We start from the raw sequence: 23,091 nt of genomic DNA on the forward strand, positions 1-23,091 counted from the left end.
CAAAAATAAAACGCAAAAAGTCTGTTCGGGTAATAAACAGCGCCACATTTTTTCGTTAAACTCAGCGCACAAAGTCTTAAAACAGCGTCTTAAAACAGCCTGGAGGCTGACTGCCTCCTATATTGAAGGGAATTCAACATGCGATCGTTCGCGACCACATCCACGCCACAACTGATCCTCTCCGCCCTGGTCCTGACTGGCGCAGCCAACGCCTCGGCTGCCGATGAGGCGACCGGCTGGATCGGCAACGATCACACCAGCGCCTACACCCTGGACGCCGGGGAGTTCGAGTTATCCGGTGGACTGTCCCGCGTTGATGAAACCATTGATTTTCTGGATCTGCGCGATGACATGCTGGCCGGCAACAGCCGACTGATTGACAACAGCGGCGACCTGGATGGCGTGCGCGGCGAAGCTCGCCTCGGTATCTGGCGCGGGCTGGAAGTGTTCTACAAACGCCATGATTTTGATCTGACCCTGAAGACATCGCCTACCACGCGCGCCAACATCGTTGACCTGTCCAACCAGTTAAGCACCACGCAAACCAGCTGGGGCGCCAAGTTTGTGCTATATGAAAGTGAGGGTGCCAATAACTCACTGGGCGGATCCAGCTTTGCCATTGATCTGCGCCGGGTCGAAAGCGAAAGCGATGACTTTGACGGTTATATTGAATCATTCAGTGTCAACGCCAACAGCAGCGTCAGTTTTGATCCACCGCAGCGTTTTGCCATGGACCGGCTGTCTGACGAAGGCTGGCAGACCCGCCTGCTGTACAGCAACGACCTGGGCAGCAACTCGCAGTTCAGCATCTGGGCCGGTTATGGAGAATCAGAGGCAGGCTCAGGCACCAGTACTGATATCGAGTTCGATTTCATCGCTGATCAATTCCTGCAAACCTTTGATATTGAAGAGTCCCAGTACATGGCTGGTGCCAGCATCAACCTGCAGGGCATCCCCCGATTGCCAATCCAGATTGGCTACGAGTACATCAAGATCAACAAGCGTGAAGCGGTAACTCAAAGCAGCAACAGTTCGCTGATCCCCTCCTTCCTGCGCGGCAGCAACATCCAGGACAGCGCCGACACCAACCACACGGCCTACGGTACCGTCAGCTGGTGGATCACCCCGCACATGTATACCTCACTGAGCGGCAAGCTCTTCAAAAACCAGTTCGTCGGCATTATGCCGCATTACAACAATCCGCTGAGCGCCAGCTTCTCGGAAACGTTGTACGGGTATGTGACGCTGAGCCTGGGGCTGAAATTTACGCGATAATCCTAGTGCTCAATATTTGTCAGTTTCATACGATAACCAACACTAACGACTACTAAACAAGCAGCCTGCTTAATGGCAGAATTGCTGCTTCTTAGTATTTTGGCTTGGCGGCAGCACCCGAAACACTTGCAATCGACGTTTGAAATCGCACGACACTCACTTTCCAGCACATAAAAAGATAGGGATTTTGATTTATGCAACATCGCAGTAGCTTTAAAAAACGCTTACTCAGCCAAGTTATATCGGCCGGTTTACTGGCCTCAGCCACAACCTCTGCCATGGCAGCGGATTTTGTCCTGGTCGGCAATCAGATCAGCTGGAACAAAGGCGCTGTCTCTGGCACTGCTACCATCGACAGCGGCGGCAATGCATCGACCATCAGCCTGGTCAACACCAGCAACTCCAGCACACTTCCTAACGTCACTTTCTCGTTAGAGGACTATGCCTCAACCAGTGATACCTATTCGCTGGGCATCTATATGGAAGTCAACAGCGACAGCGGGAATAACCAGGTTGAGATGTCACTGGGCACCGTACGTGTCACCACAGTGAATGGCTCTATCACTTCTGTGGCCATGGTTAGCAACTCAGGTGACGCACACTACCGCCCAGTGGAAGTGAATGCACAGAAAGTCTCTGGCGGCAGCACCTTGAACCTGTCTGCATCCTTTGCCGCGAAAGCCAACATGATCAGCAACCCGGCTGGCAACCAGAACCAGGTAACTATTCAGGTCGACAATGTGATTTCTGCCCTGAGCGGCAACAATGGCCTGTTTGACGACATCATCGAGCGTTTTGCCAGCAATGGCGATTACAGCTACCACATTGGTATCCAGCACATTAATTCGACCACGGGTAATGCGGAAATCGGCACCTATGACGACAACAACGATTTCACCGCCTCCAATGTTGGCGCCCCGTCCATCACACTGGGCACGCCTAACCTGTCCAGCAAGTTCTCCAGCGCCACCTACATCACCGGCGAATTCAACATCGTTGACACATTACCTGATTCGGGCGGCAGCACTGGCGGCGGTGGCAGCGGCTCCGGCGGCGAGTCAGTGGTCGATGACCAAACACTGAACGAGATAGAAGAAGACAACGCTGAACTGAACAATGCAGTTGAAGACGCACTGAACAACGGTGGAGACGTACCGGCAGCGGTTGTGACCCAGACCAAGGATGCCGTTGAGAAAAGCGCTAGCGCCATCAAAAAAATCACTGACGTGATCAATGGTGGTGGCACGGTTGATCAGGGCAACCTGTTGCAGGCAGCTCGCCGTATTACTGAAACTGTTATCACTGCTACCAAAGTGATCAATAATTCCTCTTCCGACACCAGCGAAGTTGAGGAAACCACTCGCCAGGCGGTCGACAACCTGGTGGCTGCAGTGAATAACCTGCAGGATCGCGAAGTTGAGCTGAATGACGTTGAAAAAGAAGTCTTCAACGACGTACTGGAGAACCTGGCGCCGTCTGTGAGCGGCCTGACTGAGAAGAGCCAGACCGAAGACGATGTCAAAGCTCAGTCTGACAAACTCAAGCAATTGACTGAAGCCAACAATGCTCTTGGCGTTGCTGCCTCGGACGAAGCCCAGCAGGCTGTTGCGGATGCGACTCAACAGATTCAGAAACGCTTACTGGAAGTGAAAAATGGCACCCTGGTCACTGATGAACAGGTTCAAGATGAGTTCACTAACAATGACGAATTCCGTGAGGATGCAGTCGAGATCGCACCACCGCGTCCAAACCAGGGGTTCGTTAGACCTATCGAGACCCTTACTAACCTGGGAAGCAGCTTCGATCTGATTCGCAATGACGCCGTCACCTTGAATGCCGTGCGCGCAGATCTGTCTCAAGACTTATCCGCACTGCTTGGTATCAATGCGGAATTTCTTGTCATTACTCAGATGATTCTAGGCGTCCAGACACCGGTGATTGCGCCTGAATACACCTCTGCAGATAACCGTGTGATTGCTGCCGCAACGGAAGCTGATTCCACCTTTGACATTGCTATCGACGATGAAACAGCGTTGGTGACGGTAACGTTGCCAGGCGAAAAATACGTGGCACGCCTGGTTAGCTCCAAAACGGTACCAGTCACTGACCAGCCAGCTTTCTACTTCCGCGCCAATGGCAATGCCATGCTGGTTGGTAATGGTGTGGCGTACGAGCTGGCTCCGGCTCCAGCCAGTCGACTGGCCTTCACACAAGCGGCACTGGCAATGTCTTTCCCCAGCACACTGCGGGACAACGGCAGCTTCTACCTCAAGCTGAGTGACACTGACCGCTTCTCAGGCACCTTTGCTTACGACAACCTGACCGGTCTGTCTCCAGCCGAGTGTGGCGAAGTCTCGTTTGCCACACCCACAACCGCCGTCAATACTGCTGATTACGCGTTCACCATGAACTGTGCGGATAACGACATCAGCCAACGCATCGTACCTTTTGTGGATGCAGTGGATTTCCGTGCCAGCGTGGCCGGATTTGACCTGTCAGCCAGCATTGACCGCAGCACCGGCTTTATCACCATCGCCGGTATTGGCAAACTGAAGCCCAGCTTCTTTGTCGAGCCAGCCAATGACGCTGAAACAGCATTCCACACGGCCAACAAGGACAGCTTCGGCCTGGCCTACATGGGCGAAGACGTCAATAATGATGGCAAGCTGGACTACAAGGTGATCTCTGAAACCGGTGTTCAGGTGCTGTACGCCGCGGACTGATGAGCAACTGTTAGTCTGGCAAAAACAGCCATTATTGATTGGCTGACCGTGACCCAAACGGCTACCTGACACTGAATCAGGTAGCCGTTTTTGTATTCAAACCCGCTTTTTCCCATTAAACCAACCACTGAGTGATTGAAGTCACTAAACATTGCTCTCATTTTTTGGCAAACTTAGCACCCTATGCATTTTGTCTCAGGTTGTTTGGCGGCAACCTGGCAAAACCGCAGATGCTCGACCATCACTTTCCAGCACAGAAAAAGATAGGGATTATTTTTTATGCAGCATCGCAATACTTACCAACGCAGTCGGTTTAAGAAACGCTTGCTCAGCCAGGTCATCTCCGCTGGCCTGCTGGCAACCGCCGCAACCTCCACCCTGGCCGGCGATTTCGTCCTGGTCGGCAACCAGATCAGTTGGAACAAAGGCGCGGTCTCCGGCACAGCGACCATTGCTGAAAACGGTGTCGCTTCCGAGATCAATCTGGTCAACACCAATAATGTCACCACTCTGCCCAATGTCACCTTCTCCCTGGAAGACTATGCCTCTTTGAGCGATACCTACTCACTGGGTATCTACATGGAAGTGAACAGCGACAGCGGTAACAACCAGGTGGAAATGTCACTGGGTACTGTGCGTGTCACAACCGTCAACGGCTCCATTACCTCTGTGGCCATGGTCACCAACTCCGGTGATGCTCACTACCGTCCAGTGGAAGTGAATGCCCAGAAAGTTTCCGGTGGCAGCACCTTGAACTTGTCAGCCTCTTTTGCCGCAAAAGCCAACATGATCAGCAACCCGGCGGGAAACCAGAACCAGGTGACCATTCAGGTAGACAATGTGGTCTCTGCCCTGTCCGGCAACAACGGCTTGTTTGATGACATCATCGAGCGCTTTGCCAGCAATGGTGACTATAGCTACCACATTGGCATCCAGTTCCTTGACGCCGCTGACAACAATGCCACGGATGCTGAACTGGGCACTTACGATGATGACAATAATTTCACGGCATCCAATGTTGGCGCTCCGGCCATCACTCTGGGTGCCCCCACACTGGCCACAAAATTCCCCAGCGCCTCCTATATCACCGGCGAATTCAACATCGTTGATGAGTTGCCCGATAACGGCGGCAGCACCGGTGGTGGCGGTGGTGGTGGCGACGACGGTGAGAACGTTGTCGACGACGGCACCCTGAATACCATTGAAGAAGACAATGCCGCCCTTGATAACGCTGTAGAGGATGCCATCAATGATGGCGGTGAGGTACCTGAAACAGTCGTTACTCAGACACGTGACGCTGTTCAGCAAAGTGCCGACGCCATTAAAGAGATAACTGATGCTATCAGTGGCGGTACGACCGTTGAACCGAATAACATTCTGGAAGCGGCACGACGTATCGCGCAAACCGTTAAAACAGCCACGACTGTGATCAACAACTCCAGTTCCGAGACCCGTGATGAAGTTGAGGAAACCACGCGTCAGGCCGTCCAGAATCTGGTGACCGCTGTCAACAATCTGAAACAACGAGGTGTTGAACTCAATACAGTGCAACAAGGCACACTGAACACCGTCGTGGAAAACATGGCGCCTTCGATCAGCGGGCTGGCACGTCGAAGCCAGACGCAAGAAGACGTTGACGCGCAAAGTGCTCGACTCAATCAACTATCTGAAACGCTGTCCGGCTTGAATGTAGATCCAACACCCGAGGTGTCTCAGGCCGTTACCGAATCTGGTCGCGCCATTCAGAAACGCAAAGCAGAGCTGGCTGCAGGCGGACCGTTGACAGACCAGGGGGTCGCTGACCAGTTCAATACTAACCCTGGGTTTCGTCAGCAAGGTACGGCAACTGCCCCCCCTGCACCACCAGCCGCGCCCCCTCCCCCTTCTACTACTACCGATAGCATCACATCGCGCTATGGTTCTGGTGCTTTTAGCGCTGTAACAGGTCAATTGGGCTCGCAAAGCGCCATTGATAACAGTGGTACTCCGGTCACGGCTGGCCTTAACGGGACTTATGGCAGCAACATGAGTGGTGGGTTAGCCGGATCCGGTGTTGGTGGTGCACTTGGCAATGCTGGCCGCCCAGGTAACACCAACCTGCCTGCGACTGGCGGATTGGGCGGTGGATTGGGCGGTGGATTTGGTGGCGGACTTGCCTCTCAAGGCCTGGGACAAGGTATCGGTGGATTTGGCGGCGGTAATGCGATTCGCGGGCTGCTGGGTAATGAACGTGAAATATTGGCCGCAACTGACACTGAGACCAAGTACAGCGCCGAGTATGATGAACTGACCGGCCTCTTCACTATCAACCTGGGTACAGAAACATACCTGGCCACACTGCGAAGTGTAAAACCGGCACCAACACTGGCTGCCACACAGTTTGACTTCATGCCGGATGGTAATGCCGTGTTCATCGACAAGGGTTATGCCTACATTCTGGCACCAGGCGCCTCATCACTGGTTGGTTTCCTGGCGGCCACTGATGGGCAGTCATTCACGCCGAATGTCCGTGCCGATGGCAGTTTCTACCTGGAGCTGACTGAGACCGAGCGTTTCTCTGGCACCTTTGCCTTTGAGAACATGCGGGGACTGGACACCGATGCCTGTGTGACGGTGAGTTTTGAGCCGCCGACCCAGGAAGTGAACAGTGCTGAGTATGCCTTTACCATGCGTTGCGATGATGTTGATGTCAGCCAGAGGATTCTGCCTTACGTCGATGCCGCAAGCTTCCTGAACAGTGTTACGGCCTTTGACCTGGATGTCAGCTTTAATCGGGTCAACGGATTTGTCACCGTAGAGGGTATCGGTAACTTGAAGCCCAGTTTCTTTGTCAGAGAGGCAACGGCAGCAGAAACCGCCTTCCACACCGCCAACCAGGATGACTTCGGCCTGGCCTACATGGGCGAGGACGTCAATGGTGATGGCAAACTGGACTACAAGGTGATCTCTGAAACCGGTGTGCAGGTGCTGTACGCTGCAGACTGAACACAGCACACACCCGTTGCCTTGTGCGGACGGGTCACTGCTGTATACAAAAACGGTCGTCCTAGGGCGACCGTTTTTGTTACCCCTATCACCCCATAACAAAAAAGCCAAAAGGATTCTCGCCGTGATCCCTCCTCGCTTCAAGAAATCACATCTCAGTAAACTGATTCTCACTGGCCTGATATCAAGCCTGGCCAGCTCTGCCTATGCCGGTGACTTTGTGCTGCAAAACAACCAGATATCCTGGGTTTCCAGCGGTACGTCCATCAATACCAGTACCGCAACCATCGCAAGTACTGGTGTCGCAGATACAATCAATCTGCTCAAGGGCAACGATGCAAGCGCACTGCCTAAGGTGAGTTTTACGCTGGAGGATCTGGCTGATACCACAGGCATTTATTTCATTCGACTGTTTATGCAGATAGCTGACCAGAGCAACAACAACCAGTTGGAGATGCGATTAGGTGTGGTTGAAGTGGCGGTAAATGCCGGTGACATCACAAGCACCCAGATAATCACCAATCAGGCTGACCCGAATTACGCCTCTGTCCATGTATATGCGCAAAAAGAGTCCGACAGCGCGACTCTCAACCTGGATGCTGAGTTTAGCACTCGTGCCGACATGGTGACTGGTGGCGGCAACGATGTGACCATCAATGTGGATAATGTGATAAGTGCCCTGAGCGGAAACAACTCTTTGTTTGATGGCATTATTGAGCGCTTTGCTGCTACCGGAACATTCGATTACATCATTGGCGTTAAAGACGACTCTATCAATGGTGGTCGCATCGGCACTAATGATGGAGGTGCTTTCACCGTCTCTCCCGTTGCAGTCCCAAATTTCGACCTCAATGCCGACTTTGACGTTGACTTCGCGGGTGCTACCTACATCAAAGGTACGCTGGCAATCGTCAATACGCTACCCACGCCACCCAACACAGGCGGAGGCAGCACGACACCGGATCCTGGCGAAAATGTGGCTGTGAGCCAGGATGAAATTGACGCACTCGATAACCAGGCGGATGAACTTGATAGCACGGTCGATGAAGAAATCAACCGCGGACAGATCTCCCAGACAACGATTACCCAAACAGCAACAGCGACCACGACTGCTCAGAGTCAGGTCAACACGGTTGTCAGCCAGTTAAACAACGGCAGCAATGTCTCCACAGACAATGTCATAAATGTATTAACCACTTCCACGAAGGTGGTTAGTACAGGGGCCAGGGTGGTCTCTGCCGGGTCAACCGACACAGCGGGGCTGAATACGCAAACAACCCAACTTGTTAACGCCAGCACTGATGTCATAGAGCAACTGGCGAATAACGCCACCAATGGCCTAACAATACTGGCTCCTGGCCAGCAATCAGAGATCCAGCTGTCTGTGAATTCGTTATTGACATCCACCGTGGACCTGACCAGGGTCACACAGTCAGTCAATGACCATATCAACATGGCCGACTCTGTCACGCGAATGATTAATGCTACCTCCTACCTGGGTATTGCGCAGGATGTGAACCAGGTTAATTCGGTTGCCAGAGGTTTGCAGCAAAATACAGCCAGGCGTGTACTGGGGATTGATGAAGCCCCGGATGACAATCTCCTTAAGACCATGCTGCAAGTCACTAACCAGGCAAAACTGCTGCTTGACGGCACTCCCGATACATCCCGGGTAAACCAGCCATCCCTGTCCGAGGTGGCGAATCAGGTAAAAAGCAGACTGCAACTAACTAACCCCGGGCTCTCCGGGCCCTCACTGGATAGTCTGGTTAACAACCTGAGCCGATCCAGTCAACTGACACAGTCCATCACTCAACAAATACCATTGAACAGTATGTTGAGCAGCCTGGCAGCATCCACAACCGGCAACGCATCTGACGGCTCGGGCACTGCGGACATCACCACTGGCAACTTGTCCATAGGTTTGCAGGAGCTGATGTTTTCTGGACGCCCGACCAGACTGAAACAGATACCGCCGGGCATGACGCCGGGTACTTTCAGCGAACCAAACGGCGACGTAACCATTTTCACCGCTGATGGTGCTGCTGTCACGATATCACCCGCACCTGCAAACCCGGTACAGTTCAATACTTCGGTCAATAACCTGGGGTTTATACCGAATATTAAGAATGGTGAAGTGAATGTCCCCATCGACAACGATGCTCGTTTTTCCGGCGCGTTCACTTTTGAGCCTGTCAATGTCCCCACAGGTTTTATCCCGATTGCAACCTCGGTCTTGATAGGGCCAACGGGTAGTCCGGCATCGCCCAACTCTTCCTATCAGATCAACTACCCAAACGGCAGCAGTCAACGCATCCAGCCTTCGATTGCAGATAGCAATGTTTTCAAGAGTCTTGATAACCTCGGCCTCAATCCGAGTGCCGATCGAAATTCTGGCACGATGAGTGTAGGAGGCAGTACAGTTCGACCTGATTATTTTGTACAGGCACTCAATTCGACTGATCGAGCATTTCTCGATCAGAATGCTGATGCCTCAGGGGTGGCCTATCGGCAACTCGATGCCAATGGCGACGGTGTGACTGACTATGAGGTGCTTTCTGCCAGTGGCAAACAAATTGTCTATGGTGTGCCCTGAGAGCATTTCCACGAACACCTTGCAAAGGCTTTTGATTTTTAAAAAACCAAAATACTATTGAATTTAATGCCTTTTTATGATTAAAAGTGGGTAGAATTTTCCGTCAGATAAATCTGAATCTAGATATCTCAATAAAAAAGCCAAAAGGACTCGCATCATGCTGCCACAGCGTTTTAAGAAAACTCACCTCAGCAAATATATTGCAACGGGTATTATTGCCAGCTTGGGCTCCAGCGTTTTTGCTGGTGACTTTGTGCTGGAGACCAACCAGATTACCTGGACAAACGGTCCAACCACCAACACCACTACGGCCACTGTGGCAGAAACAGGGGTAGCAGAGACAATCAGTCTCTTGCGAGGTAACGATGCCAATGCATTGCCTAATGTCAGTTTTACACTGCAGGATCTTGCAAACACCACAGGAACTTATTACATCCGCCTGTTCATGCAAGTCAAAAACCAGAGTGGCAATAACCAGGTGGAAATGCGGCTCGGCGTGGTAGAAGTCGATGTCACCGCTGGCACAGTGGACAGTGTTGATATGATCACCAACCAGGCTGACCCGAACTACGCACCTGTAAAAGTGTATGCACGCAAAGAATCCGGTGGCAGCACCCTCAATCTAGATGCGGAATTTGTCACGATTGCCAGCATGATTACAGGCGCTGGCAACGAAGTCACGGTAAATGTAAGCAATGTCGTGAACGCCCTGAGCGGTAATAACAGCCTGTTTGACGACATCATTGAGCGTTTTGCCTCTTCTGGTGATTTTGATTATGTCATCGGCGTCAAAGATGATTCCGCCAATGGCGGTGAAATCGGCACCAATGATGACGGCACATTTGTGGTCTCGCCAGTAGCGGCGCCGGCCTTTGATCTCAACGCCGGATTTAGTGCTGAGTTTGCAGGTGCAACTTACATCAAAGGCACCCTGAATATCGTCGATACCCTGCCCTCAGCGCCCGACAATGACGGCGGTACGACTGACCCGGAAGAAGAGGAAGAAACCACCATTCCCGAGTCTGACATCACCACCCTGAACACTGAAACCGATCTGGCAGATGTCCAGGTCGACGATGAACTGGAAAGTGGTACCGTCAGTGAAAGTACGGTTACCCTGACAGAAGAAGTAACCAATGACGCAGCGAATCAGACTGACCAACTGGTCACTGGCAGCCAGACTGGCGAGATCTCAACCTCAAACACTTTGAGTGTGCTAGCAACTTCCTCCAAGACGGCTGTTACCGGCAGTAAAGTGGTGAACGCCGATACCGCTGCTGACAAAACAACCGTCACCAACACCACCAAAAAGGTAATCAGCAATAGCGCGACGTTACTTGACAGCATTGCCACCAGCAATGAAGGCTCTGATGCCGCATTAACGGATGATCAGAAAAACCAGGTCGTTAACACCATCGTCAACATGGCCACTGCCGCTAAAAACGTCACCAGTGGTTCGACAGGTAAAGAATCCACTGCCAAAGAAATGAAGCAAAACCTGGAAAAAGCCTTCCAGGCGACTACGCGTCTGAAAGTGCCGCTAACCGATGAAGCTGAAACAGCCATCAAGGAAGCGGCGGTAAGTATTCAGGTGGCTGCACTGGCGGAACTGACCGGCAAGAGCAGCGAAGAAGTCACGCAGGAAGATTTGCAGACTGCCTTTAATGATCCTGAAACGCGTGAAAAGGTCCTGGCAGCTTCACCAAAACTGCCGCTGAAAAATCCGCGCTCCAATGCTGACATTGAGGCGGAGATTAACTCTTATATCACGGCGAATTATCCTGCCAAGTCTACGACTGTCGCCAAAGACGCCACCAAACAAACTCAGGACAACTCCGACGATTCACCCGCTGATAATTATGAAAATGACGATGAAGTTAGCAGTGCTATAGGCTGCCCTTTATTAGGCTTAATAATGGGCCCAGGGTTTTGCGCATTTATCCAAGCTCCTGCTGAGTCACCGAATGGCGCGCTATTGCTGGCAGCAACAGAACCTACCCAAACCAGTTCAACTGCACTCAAGCCTTCAGGCATGACCTATGACAAGGCGACAGCAACAACTTCCATGCCGGTGGGTGACGGAATCATGAAGTTTTCGCAACTTGGCCAGAAGGCCCTTCCGGCAGGATTGACACCTGGTGTAGTGACACAGCCAGACGGTCGTTTGACCCTGATTGGCTCACAGGGTGTGGCAATGGACCTCGCACCAACTGCTGAAGATACCATTGCTTTGGCAATTGCGCTGGATGACATGGGCTTCCCCATGACTTTCCGTAATGATGGCAGCTTTGAACTGGCATTGGCAGGCAATGACAAATTCACTGGCACATTTGGCTTTGATACGCTCCCGGCGGGCGATCGCGCTGCTTGCGGTGACATGACATTCGCACCAACGGCGAACATCGAAGTGAACCACCCAGACTACGTGTTCACAGCCGAGTGTGAGAATGGCATTACGCAAAACATTGCGCCATTCGTTGCCGAGGCGGGCATGTATGAAAGCCTGGCCAACGGTGGTTTCACATTGCTGACCAATCGCAATACGGGTGTTATCTCGGTTGAGGGTGTAGGTGACTTCAAACCCAGCTTCTTCAGCTCCACACCTACTGAGGCTGAAGTTGCATACCAGGCGCAAAACGCGGACAGCCTGGGAATTGCTTACATGCCGATGGATGTGAACGGTGACGGTCGAATCGACTTCAAAATCATCAGCGATACACGAGTCCAGATCATGTACGCCGCACCATGATAACGATCGCCTGGACAGGGCTTTGAGGTCAAACCCCTATCCTGGTCTACAAAACGCGTTGTCGGATAATCCTGACAGCGCGTTTTTTTATGCTTTCCTGTGGATCGAAATAGAGTCAGAATAACTGAAGAAACGGACTTGGGACGCAATCACTAGTACATCCGGCTAGCTTTGCGAAGCGCCATCCTTTTGACAGAATGTCTCAAAAGTGAGACAAATAACCAATAGGATAGGATTGACTGAAGCCTTTTCTTTGGAATATCTGACTCGCCTATTCGTTTCGATAAGGTGAAACGCTGTTTCACATATAACCTGTTCTTCCTCTCGAAAGAGACGATATTTTCTATTTGCGTCAAATATTTGTCACAAAGCTCTGGCATAATTTACAGAGGCGAAATATGATAATCAGGTTGGCGTGGAAGTAGCGTAAAACTGGCAATGCAACGCCAGGTTCGTACAGCTTCAGCTGAAATCAGCATGGCAGCTTTATAACAATTGACCGTACCAGAGGGACTCTCGTAATGAATCACGTTCGACGCTTCAGAAAATCCCGGCTTAGCCAATTCATTGCCGCAGGCGTACTGGCCACTGCTGGCACATCTGCACTGGCAGCAGATTTCGCACTTCAAACCAATCAAATCACCTGGACCCTGGGCGCTGTCACTAACACCACGACAGCAACGGTAGCCAACACGGGCGAAGCAGAAACCATCTCCCTGCTACGCGGCAATGATGCCTCTGCACTGCCCAATGTCAGCTTTACACTTCAGGACCTGGGCAACACATCTCAGACTTACGACCTTAGACTGTTTATGCAGGTCAAGAGCACCTCGGGCAGCAACGAAGTCGAAATGCGCCTTGGCGTGGTACGCGTCACCACCAATGCCGGGGAAGTCACTAGCGTATCCATGGTGAGCAATAACGCCGATCCTGACTACGAAACCATCGATGTCTATGCCAAAAAAGAATCGGGCGGATCGACAATTAACCTGAACGCCAGCTTTACTACGGTAGCCAACCTGATCTCAAATAATGGCGATGAAGTCACTATTAACGTAAATAATGTGGTCAGCGCGCTAAGCAATGATAATTCGTTGTTCGATGACATCATCGAACGATTTGCCTCGGTAGGCAGCTTTGACTATGCCATCGGTATTGAAGACATTAATGGCGATGGTGCCAAAATTGGTACTCAGGCTGATGGCGCCTTTACTGTTTCACCCTTTGCCGCTCCGGCTATTGATCTGGCCGGCGGCGCACTGGCGGCCGAATTTGGTACTGCCACCTATATTGGAGGTACACTGAATATCGTCAACACCCTGCCAGACGATGGCGGCGATGGTGGCGATGGTGAACCTGGCGAAGATGATCCCGTTGATGTAGTTGATGATGAGGACATCGAAGAACTGGATGGTGAAGCCGAAGACCTGGCGGGCGAGGTTGAGGGTGAAATCGCCAGCGGCGGAGTCTCAGCCGAAACAGTGACTCGCACAGAAACGGCTGCCGGTAATGCAGTCACGCAAACCAATACCCTTATTGAGTCCTCAAATAATGGCACGGCCGTTACGACAAGCAATCTGCTTACTGTTGTAACTACCGCGTCTAAAGTTGGTGCGACTTCCAGTACAGTTGCCAATTTCACATCCGGTGACACCACTAACCTGGTCACTCAATCTGCAAACATCCTGAACAACAGCGCCCAGGCATTGCGCATTGTTGCTTCTCGCAGCAACAACCAGGACAGCCCGCTGTCGACGCAGGAGGAAACACAGGTCAATACTGCGCTGGATAACCTGACAACAACAGGTGTTCAGTTGTCGCAAAAAGCGACCACGACTGCCCAGTTACAATCCTTGAGCAACAGCATGATCAGCCTGGTCAGCTCAGCCAAATCCATGAAAGTGCCTATCACTGAAGGTACTATGGGCAAGCTGGTATCAAACAGCAAACTGCTGATCCGCAACATTGTCAGACTGGAAAATGGCAGCAGCGATGTTCCATCTGAGGCCGAGGTGGTTCAACAACTGCAAAGCAATGCAGCATTGCGCGCCAGGGTGATAGCCCAGGCTTTCCCATTGCCACCATCAAGCTACGAGTCTTCAAGCGAGACTAACGGCAAGGTCACCGGCAATGCCCAGAGCAAAGGTGTCAACATCAATGCTTCCAGCCGGGCAAAACTGGTAGCAGGCATTAATAACAGAGCAAACGTCAATAATACCAATGTCAACGGTCAGGCTTTGCCTGAGCAGGCCAACTCAATCGTTCAGCAAATCCTGGCTGCTATACTCGGCGGCAGCGATTCACTGACTGTGCCGGTGCTGAGCGATGGTCGCATCGGTGGCATTAACGCTGCTGAGGGTGATACCACTGCCGAAATCAGTTTTGATGCAGATCTGCAACGCTATACAGTTCGCTTCGGCAGCGAGGTCTATGTTGCCCAGGCTCTGTCAGCCAAAGCAATCCCTGAAGGCCTGACAGCAGGACTGAGCATGTTGGCTGATGGCCGGATTGTGCTTATCGGCGAAGGAGGCGTAGCGATTGAAATGGCACCAGCGCCACTGGATATCTACTACTTCACAGCAGCTGTCGATAACCAGAACTTCACACCTGACTTCCGTGATAATGGCGGCTTCACGCTGGCATTATCTGGCAGCGAGTCATTCAGCGGCACCTTTGCCTACGACAACCTCGGTGCTGCGAATGTCACTGAAAGTTGTGGCGAAGTCAGCTTCACCGCACCAACCATTGCCCCAAATGCTCCGGCTTATGGTTTTGTCATGAACTGTAGTGACAGCGGCGTCAGCCAGAACATCGTGCCCTTCCCGGCCCAGGACAATTTCTTCAGCGCCCTGGCTGGCCTGGATATCGACGTCAGCACTGATCGCAATACAGGCATCGTAACTGTTGAGGGCTTTGGCATGTTCAAGCCCAGCTTCTTCGTCAGCAATAACCGTACTGATGCAGAAGCCAGCTACTACACGACTAACTCAGGTGACCTGGGTATTGCCTTCCAGGGTATGGATGTCAACGCTGATGGCGTACTTGATGTGAAAGTCATTACAGAAAGCAACGTACAGATCCTGTACGGCGTTCAGTAATACGGCTAGACCAGCCTGCCCCCTTGGCGATAATGGATTCCGCTTTGGGGGCAGACTGCAGCTCTTGACTGGTCAATATATGACTTGGCAGGAGACAAAATAATAAGCGTTATAAAATAATAATTAATAACCAGGTGCTTGATAAAGCGTAATACCTCGGGGAGAACACCAGTTCAATATTCAGATCCATAACAAAGGCGTCAAAGGCCATTGTATTCCTGCTACACCTGTACAGGTCATTGACATAATTACTGAATAAGAGAAAATAGCGGCCGCTTTGACGGCCCCCCGACACCGAACGGAATCAAACATGACCATTTATGCGTTATTGTGTGCATTTGTCATAACCGCCTTCTCCATGATGGCGTTACGGCCTTTTGCCTCCCGTGTGGGCCTGCTCGATATGCCCGGCGGAAGAAAGACTCACAAAGCTCCAACTCCTATGATCGGCGGGCTGGGTATTTATCTCGGCACTCTCTCTATCTGCATGCTCTCTCCAGTCATTGCAGAAGACTTCAAAATCCTGTTACTGGTTTCCGGTTTTGTCCTGTTTATCGGGGTCATTGATGATCTTTATGAACTGAAAGCCTCACTGCGTATGGCTGCTCACGGTGTTGCCGCCTGGGTGATGGCCATTACAGCAGGGATTCAAATCCAGAGCTTTGGTGACCTGTTTTTCACCGGGCCTATCATGCTCGGTGCGCTGGCGCTGCCAGTGACGCTGTTCGCGACAATCGGCGTTATCAATGCTGTCAATATGAGCGATGGCCTCGATGGTCTCTCCGGTGGTCTGGTGACCGTAACCCTGATTCTGTTGTCAGTGGCAGCGCTGGGTTCCGGACAGAGTGCTATCCTTAATTTCAATCAGATCCTGATTGTTTCCTTACTGGCCTTCCTGGCATTCAATTTCCGTCTGTTATGGAAGAAAAGCGCGTTGGTCTATCTGGGTGATGCCGGCAGTACACTGCTCGGCTTTATCGTCGCCTGGCTGGTGATTGCTGCCTCTCAGGGTGCGGACGCTTTTATCTCCCCGGTAACCGCACTGTGGTTATTGGCAGTACCGCTGATTGATACGGTCAGTTTGCTGATTCGCCGTCCACTGCAAGGCCGCTCACCTTTCAATCCGGGTCGCGATCATCTCCACCATCGCCTCCTGAATGCCGGGTTTGATGCCAAGCAAACGGTACTGATCATTCATGGTTGCGCTCTGTTTTTCGGCGTTATCGGCCTGGTTGGACATTTTGCCGGCGCCCCTGAAGGCCTGATGTTTATGCTGTTCCTCGCACTGTTTGCGGTATACATGCAGATTTCCAAGCGGGTTTTGACGGCAGGCGATCAACCGCCGTCTATCACTACCGAAAATCATTAATTCCAGAAACCGGGGTGGCGGCGAGTGTGGCTTGATTCAAGCTCACTCATCCAGCCCCGGAATCCAGACCTTCACTCCCAGCTCTCCCTTCACCGCCAGTTTCTTCGTCAGCTTTTGCTGGAAAGACTGCTTGGCCTCATCATCACCGTGAACGATCCGTACCTCTTCCAGCCCATCGATGTGCCCAGCAAAACGTAACAAATCCGACAAATCGGCATGCGCGCTATAGCCGCCCAGGGTATGGATTGCGGCACGGACTTCAATGCGCTGCCCGTCCAGTTCAATGCTCGGTACCGCAGTATGCTGGCTGCAGTTATCGCCTGAAGCCCCGGGTGCAAATTCACGGCGCTGCTGTTTCTCCGCCAGGTCTTGTAATGCCCGGCCCGGGGTTCCCGCTGCCTGATAGCCGACAAACAGCACATCATGCACCGGGTCTGCCAGCATGGCTTTGAGGTAGTTCACAATGCGCCCGCCTGATGCCATCCCGCTGGCAGCAAGAACAACTGCCGGCTGGCGGTTCCGGCTCAGGTAGTCCACTGTCTGCATGTGCTCTTCATGGCTATCAATGGTGTAAAGATTGTCAAAACTCAGCGGATGCCGCCCCTGACTGACGCGCTCACGCGCCTCAGCATCCCAGTATCGCTTCAGCGCCCGATATGACTCCGTAAAGCGCGCAGCCAGAGGAGAATCCACAATGATTTGCAGATCGGTTATTGCCGGATCGTTCCTGGCATTGATCAGCGCTTCCAGTTCATACAGCAGCTCCTGTGTGCGGCCAATACTGAACGCTGGAATCATGACTGTACCGCCATTGGCCAATGCCTTATCCAGTACTGCCTGCAGGCGCTGTATACGATGTTCCCGATCCTCGTGCTGACGATCGCCGTACGTGCTTTCTATCACCAGTGTATTGCACCAGACCGGCGGTATGGGTGGTGGCAGTAATGGCGCATGATCGGCGCCCAGGTCACCGGAAAACACGGTCCGGTGCTGCCAGGCGACATTACCGTGGGGCTGCTCTGACGGGGACAACTCAGATTGAGGTAGCTTTGATTGAGGCCGCTCTGATTGAGATAGTGCCGACGCACGGCATCCAGGCTGAGGAAATGCCGACTGGTGTAATTCTACGTAGGCGGACCCCAGAATATGACCGGCAGGTTGTAATCGCAACGACAGTCGGGTTGTTATTTGCTCACTCCCGGCCTCAGTAGTGCCAGTGCAGCACAATAAGTGATCCAGCGACTCCCAGACACCATAGTCCAGCGCTACCAGTTGGCTGGAGACACGTGCCAGGAACTGTGAAATCAATCGCTCGTTACGGGTAAAGCCAACCTTGAGTGCATCCTCAATGACCAGCGGCAACAGGTGCGCCGTGGGTTTTGAGCAATAAATGGGACCATCGAACCCGGCGGCAATCAGATAAGGCAAACGGCCAATATGATCGATATGCACATGGGTCACAACCAGCGCCCGAACCGACTGCAGCTCAAACTCGATTGCCTGCACCGGATCGACGGCATCATCGACAGTGTTATCGCCCAACGACTGCCCGACCCACATCGCTTTGAGGCGGGCATCGCGCCCCTGAAACAGACCGCAGTCAATTAACAGATGGTTTTGTTCACTGGCCAGATACCGGTGACAGCTGCCAGTCACCCCTGTCACGGCGCCATGGTGGCGGATTTGCGGGTAATTGCGTGGTTTGCTGGTCATCCTGACCTCCTGTTTCCTGTCTCATGAGTCACATCGTAAATCACGTCATTAATCACACGATGAATCACTCGATGAATTGCGTCATCCATCGCAGCATGATCGATTTTCGTCATTTTCCTGTTTTGTTGATCACCCTCAATGCCCCATCGGTCTAATTGCCACGCTACGGGCTATACAAGCGATCGGCAGCTGCCTAGAATAGCGTTTTTGCTAACCGCACCAGGATCGATCGTTCATGACTACAGCGTTGATGGCCAATTACGGCAACCCTTCATTACAGTTTACCCATGGTAAAGGCAGCTTTCTCTATACTGCAGACGAGGAAGTGTACCTGGACTTCACTGCGGGCATTGCTGTTAACTGCCTGGGGCATTGCCACCCTGCCCTGGTCAAAGCCATCCAGACGCAATCTGAGACGCTCTGGCACACCTCTAACCTGTTCAGCAACCCGGTTACAGAACGACTGGCCAAACGGTTGACCGAACTCAGCTTTGCCGACCGCGTGTTTTTCGCCAACTCGGGTACCGAAGCGGTGGAATGCGGATTCAAGATGATGCGCCGCTATCATTACCACCATGGCAACCCTCAACGACAGCGCATCATTACACTGACCGAGTCGTTCCATGGCCGGACCCTGGCGCCCATTGCTGCCTGCCGCAACCCTCTGCATATCGAAGGCTTTCTGGTTGGTGACAGCGGATTTGATCAGGTTCGCTATGGAGATTTACAGGCTCTGGCCGATAGCATTACGGACAAAACAGCCGGTGTGATCCTCGAGCCAGTACAGGGTGAAGGCGGTATCCGCCCGGCCACTGCTGAGTATTTGCGCGGTATCCGCGAATTGTGCGATCAACACGATCTTTTGCTGATGTTTGATGAAGTGCAATCAGGCATGGGACGAACCGGTCATTTGTTTGCACACCAGGCACATGGCATTGAGCCTGATTTGCTGGCCTCTGCCAAAGGCCTGGGTGGTGGTTTCCCGATTGGTGCCTGCCTGTCGACCGAAAAAGTGGCAGCCGTTATGACCGCCGGTACGCACGGCAGCACTTTCGGTGGCAACCCGCTGGCCGCCGCTGTGGCGAATGCTGTGCTGGATGAGTTAACCAGCCCTGGTTTTATGCCGCAGGTAAAAGATCGCAGCCAGAAACTGTGCCAGGGGATCGATGCGCTGGCCAAGGCCTTTCCCGGAGTGCTGAAAGGCTATACCGGTGCAGGCCTGATGATAGGTATCGTCAGTGCCGGCAGTAATGCCGAGTTACTGGCAGCCCTGCAACAGCAAAAAGTATTGGCAGTAAAGGCGGGAGGCAATTCAGTACGTCTGCTGCCACCGCTGAATGTCAGTGAGAGTGAAATTGATCAGGCACTGGCAGCACTGGAGGCTGCCTGTCGACATCTGTCGCAGCAATAACGGCAAGCACCGTATTTAATGGAGTCACCACTTTTGCTATAGCAGATTAGTTGTTACATTCTTGAGATCTGCCAGGACACCCCAGCCAGCCATGACCGTTACGCCCAGTACACCCACCGCATTGATCATGCTTTGCAGCGATTTGTTCTGGTACCAGAACCAAAATGCAGACTGTTTATCGGTCGAACACTGTTCGACCCGGCTTTCTGAACTCGGCGGCAAAATCGCTGCTTCCTGCCTTCATGAGTACATGTCCGGGGCAGACCGTGTCAGATGGTTGCAATTGCTCAGCCTGCATCGCTCTTTTCGCGACTTTGAGTGTCAGATTTCAATAGACGACAAACCCTTCTGGTTACGCATCTGTGCCACGCCCATTGTGGATGAGGAAGGCATTCAGTCAGGTTACTCCTGCCTGGCCGAGGACATTGGCAAAGAACTCCGGCAAAACAGCCGCCTGATGCGTTTCCGTGCGGCCATGGATACTTCACTGGATATGATTTACCTGGTGGACCGTGAGACGCTGCAGTTTCTGGATGTTAATGACACCGCCTGCATCAACACCGGGTGGTCACGCGAGGAAATTTTTGCCCGTGGCCCCGATCGTGTGCTGAACCTGGACAAGGACGAGTTAATTGCTCGTTACGATCGCCTGATTTATGAAGGCGACAGCAGTCGCCTGGAGCGGCAGTGGACCACACCGGACGGGCGGGATATCGTTGTTGAAGTCTACAGCCGGGCAACTCGCATAGAAGATCGCTGGGTAATTATCGGGGTGGGCCGCGATATCACTTCCCGCAAGCAGGTGGAAATGCGTAACCTGCGCCTGCAAAACCTGTTTTCTGCACTGAGCCTGACCAACGAGGCGATTCTGCGTGCCCGATCTGAAAACGTGCTATTTCAGGACGCTTGCGATGCCGTGATCACCTCCGGTTTGTTCACCATCGCTGCTGTGCGTGTGCCTGACGAAAATGGCTGGTTTCAACCGGTCGCCGTAGCCGGGGCACATGCACCCGATCCTACCAAAATTCGCGTCAATATTGATAAGAACAACCCGAAAGGGCAAGGCATCAGTGGTGAAGCCTGGCGCAGTGGAAAAGCCAGTATCAGCAACGATTTTCAACATGACCCCAGACTGAAACCCTGGTGGCAGGAAGCCATAGAGCTGAACATCGGCAGCGGCGCTGCGTTTCCGCTGTACCGCCGCAAACAGAAGGCAGGCATGATGCTGTTCTTCTCGTCTGAGCCCTGGGCATTTGATGACCAGACCCAGTCCATATTGCAAAGCATGGCGGATAACTTATCTTTTGCCCTGGACAGCTTTGCCGCAGAAGAAGAACAAACGCGTGCCCAGGCCGCTATCAAGGCCAGTGAAGAGAATTTACGCAGTCTGGTTCACCTGACCTCTGATTTTTTCTGGGAATTTGACGCTGAACTGCGTTTTACCCGTTATGACGGGCGAATTGTCGGTGAGGCCAATGAGGCTGCAATCAAAGGCGCCATTGGCACCCATTTGTGGGACAACCCCGGTGTTTCCGCTTCCGAGGAAGAATGGAAGCAGTTCATGGAGACGCTGGCAAAACGGGCACCTTTCCGGGAGTTCGAGTTCGCCTTCACCAACCTTGAGGGCCGCCTTTATTATTTCTCCATGAGTGGCGAACCGGTATTTGATGAACAAGGCGAATTTACCGGCTACCGGGGTATCTCCCGGGATATCAGCAGCAAGAAAATTGCCGCCAAACGCATCGAGCACCTGGCGACACATGACCCGCTAACGGGCTTACCCAACCGTAATATGTTCAGCGAATTGCTGCAGCAACAGATCAACAACGCCAGGCGTTACCCGGATCAGGCCTTTGCTATCTTGTTTATCGATCTGGATCGGTTCAAAACCGTCAACGATAATTTCGGTCATCACATGGGCGATGCCCTGCTCCGTGATATTGGCGAGCGCATCAGCCGACCTTTAAGAAGCAGTGATATTGTGGCCCGACTGGGTGGTGACGAATTTGTCGTATTGTTGCATAAAATCAAAGATCGGCACCGGGCCAGGAAAGTGGCAGGCTGGATTCTGGAACGCTTGAGTACACCCATCTATTTAAAGCAGCACGAATTCCTGATCAGTGCCAGCATCGGCGTCAGCATATTTGGCGAAGACGCCCATGATGAAGAGACACTGATGAAACACGCCGACACCGCCATGTATGCCGCCAAGGAAGCCGGTCGCAACAATGTTTGCTGTTACTCCAGCGACCTGCACCACCATGCGCAGGAACAGGCCAGCCTGGCACTGGCTCTCCGCCATGCATTACAGCGTGAAGAGCTGGAGGTTTACTACCAGCCCAAAGTCGAGCTGAAAACAGGCCGGGTAACCGGAGTAGAAGCACTGCTGCGCTGGCACCACCCTGAGCTGGGTCAGGTGTCTCCGGAACGATTTATTCCCATCGCAGAAGATAACGGTCTGATTCTGCCCATCAGCGACTGGGTGCTGGAAACAGGATTGCAGCAACTGCGCGACTGGGATGAGATGGGCCTGCCGGCGCTGAACATCGCCGTGAACCTCTCTGCCCGGCAATTCAGTGATCCGAACCTCGCTCGCAACGTGGTGAGTAAATTACGGCAATATGAAATCGACGCCCACCGCCTGGAACTGGAGCTGACGGAAAGCATGGTGGTCCAGGATCCGGCACATGCCATCTCTGTCATGAGAAGCATCCAGGAAAGTGGCGCCAGACTGGCACTGGATGATTTCGGTACTGGTTTCTCGTCACTTGGGCAACTGCGTCACTACCCAATTGACACACTGAAGATCGACCGGACCTTTGTTCAGGAACTGGCCGAGGACAAACAGGATCAGGCCATCAGTCGCGCCATTATCGCCATGGGCAAAACGCTGGGGCTGACAGTGGTTGCCGAAGGCGTGGAAAATGAGGTACAGGTGACTTTCCTGAAACAGCACCACTGTGATCAGATACAGGGGTACCACATCAGCCGCCCGGTTCCCCAGGGCCGCTTCATTGCCTGGTATCGCCAACAGCTGACCAAACGATAATCAAACCTGAAGCCTGGCTAAACACTTACCATACACGACAGCTGGTCACAAACTCACAATCCCTCAATAACTTGACGCAACGCAAGTTTCTGCCCTTAAGTTTCAGACCGATTTGCCGTTAGC

Annotated in this window: 10 protein-coding genes; 9 read left to right on the forward strand and 1 reads right to left on the reverse strand. The window is 52.6% G+C overall.

The window, feature by feature from the left end:
* The first annotated feature begins 138 nt into the window (after nt 1-138).
* The 7 genes from PSCS_RS08820 (at nt 139) to PSCS_RS08850 (ending at nt 16,795) form a co-directional block, all read left to right on the forward strand.
* Nucleotides 139-1,275 carry a hypothetical protein gene (locus PSCS_RS08820; RefSeq protein ID WP_068811749.1) on the forward strand — a complete coding sequence of 379 codons (1,137 nt, stop codon included), beginning with the start codon at nt 139-141 and terminating at the stop codon, nt 1,273-1,275.
* A 194-nt stretch (nt 1,276-1,469) separates the two neighbouring features.
* Complete coding sequence (locus PSCS_RS08825; RefSeq protein WP_068811750.1) at nt 1,470-3,998, forward strand: hypothetical protein; 2,529 nt, start codon at nt 1,470-1,472, stop codon at nt 3,996-3,998.
* A 279-nt stretch (nt 3,999-4,277) separates the two neighbouring features.
* Complete coding sequence (locus PSCS_RS08830) at nt 4,278-6,983, forward strand: hypothetical protein (RefSeq protein WP_068811751.1); 2,706 nt, start codon at nt 4,278-4,280, stop codon at nt 6,981-6,983.
* A gap of 124 nt (nt 6,984-7,107) precedes the next feature.
* Complete coding sequence (locus PSCS_RS08835; RefSeq protein ID WP_068811752.1) at nt 7,108-9,579, forward strand: hypothetical protein; 2,472 nt, start codon at nt 7,108-7,110, stop codon at nt 9,577-9,579.
* A gap of 157 nt (nt 9,580-9,736) precedes the next feature.
* The gene (locus tag PSCS_RS08840) at nt 9,737-12,328 is read left to right on the forward strand and encodes a hypothetical protein (RefSeq protein WP_068811753.1); all 2,592 of its coding nucleotides are present in this window, start codon (nt 9,737-9,739) and stop codon (nt 12,326-12,328) included.
* A 521-nt stretch (nt 12,329-12,849) separates the two neighbouring features.
* Nucleotides 12,850-15,426, forward strand: coding sequence for a hypothetical protein (locus tag PSCS_RS08845; protein ID WP_068811754.1), 2,577 nt, complete (start codon nt 12,850-12,852; stop codon nt 15,424-15,426).
* A 310-nt stretch (nt 15,427-15,736) separates the two neighbouring features.
* A complete protein-coding gene (locus PSCS_RS08850) occupies nt 15,737-16,795 on the forward strand; it encodes a hypothetical protein (RefSeq protein WP_068811755.1) in 1,059 nt (352 codons plus the stop codon).
* 42 nt (nt 16,796-16,837) lie between these two features.
* On the opposite strand, the gene PSCS_RS08855 is transcribed toward PSCS_RS08850, so the two are convergent.
* Nucleotides 16,838-18,508: an MBL fold metallo-hydrolase RNA specificity domain-containing protein gene (locus PSCS_RS08855; RefSeq protein ID WP_068811756.1), complete on the reverse strand. Its 1,671-nt coding sequence runs from the start codon at nt 18,506-18,508 to the stop codon at nt 16,838-16,840.
* Between the two features lie 235 nt (nt 18,509-18,743).
* On the opposite strand from PSCS_RS08855, the gene PSCS_RS08860 reads away from it, so the two are divergent.
* Both PSCS_RS08860 and PSCS_RS08865 read left to right on the forward strand, forming a co-directional pair.
* Nucleotides 18,744-19,919 (forward strand): aspartate aminotransferase family protein, encoded by a 1,176-nt coding sequence (locus PSCS_RS08860; RefSeq protein ID WP_068811757.1) that lies wholly within the window; start codon nt 18,744-18,746, stop codon nt 19,917-19,919.
* 91 nt (nt 19,920-20,010) lie between these two features.
* Complete coding sequence (locus PSCS_RS08865) at nt 20,011-22,968, forward strand: bifunctional diguanylate cyclase/phosphodiesterase (RefSeq protein WP_068811758.1); 2,958 nt, start codon at nt 20,011-20,013, stop codon at nt 22,966-22,968.
* Nucleotides 22,969-23,091 lie beyond the last annotated feature (123 nt).

The organism is Pseudohongiella nitratireducens, from assembly GCF_001642735.1.
Classification (GTDB): Bacteria; Pseudomonadota; Gammaproteobacteria; order Pseudomonadales; family Pseudohongiellaceae; genus Pseudohongiella; species Pseudohongiella nitratireducens.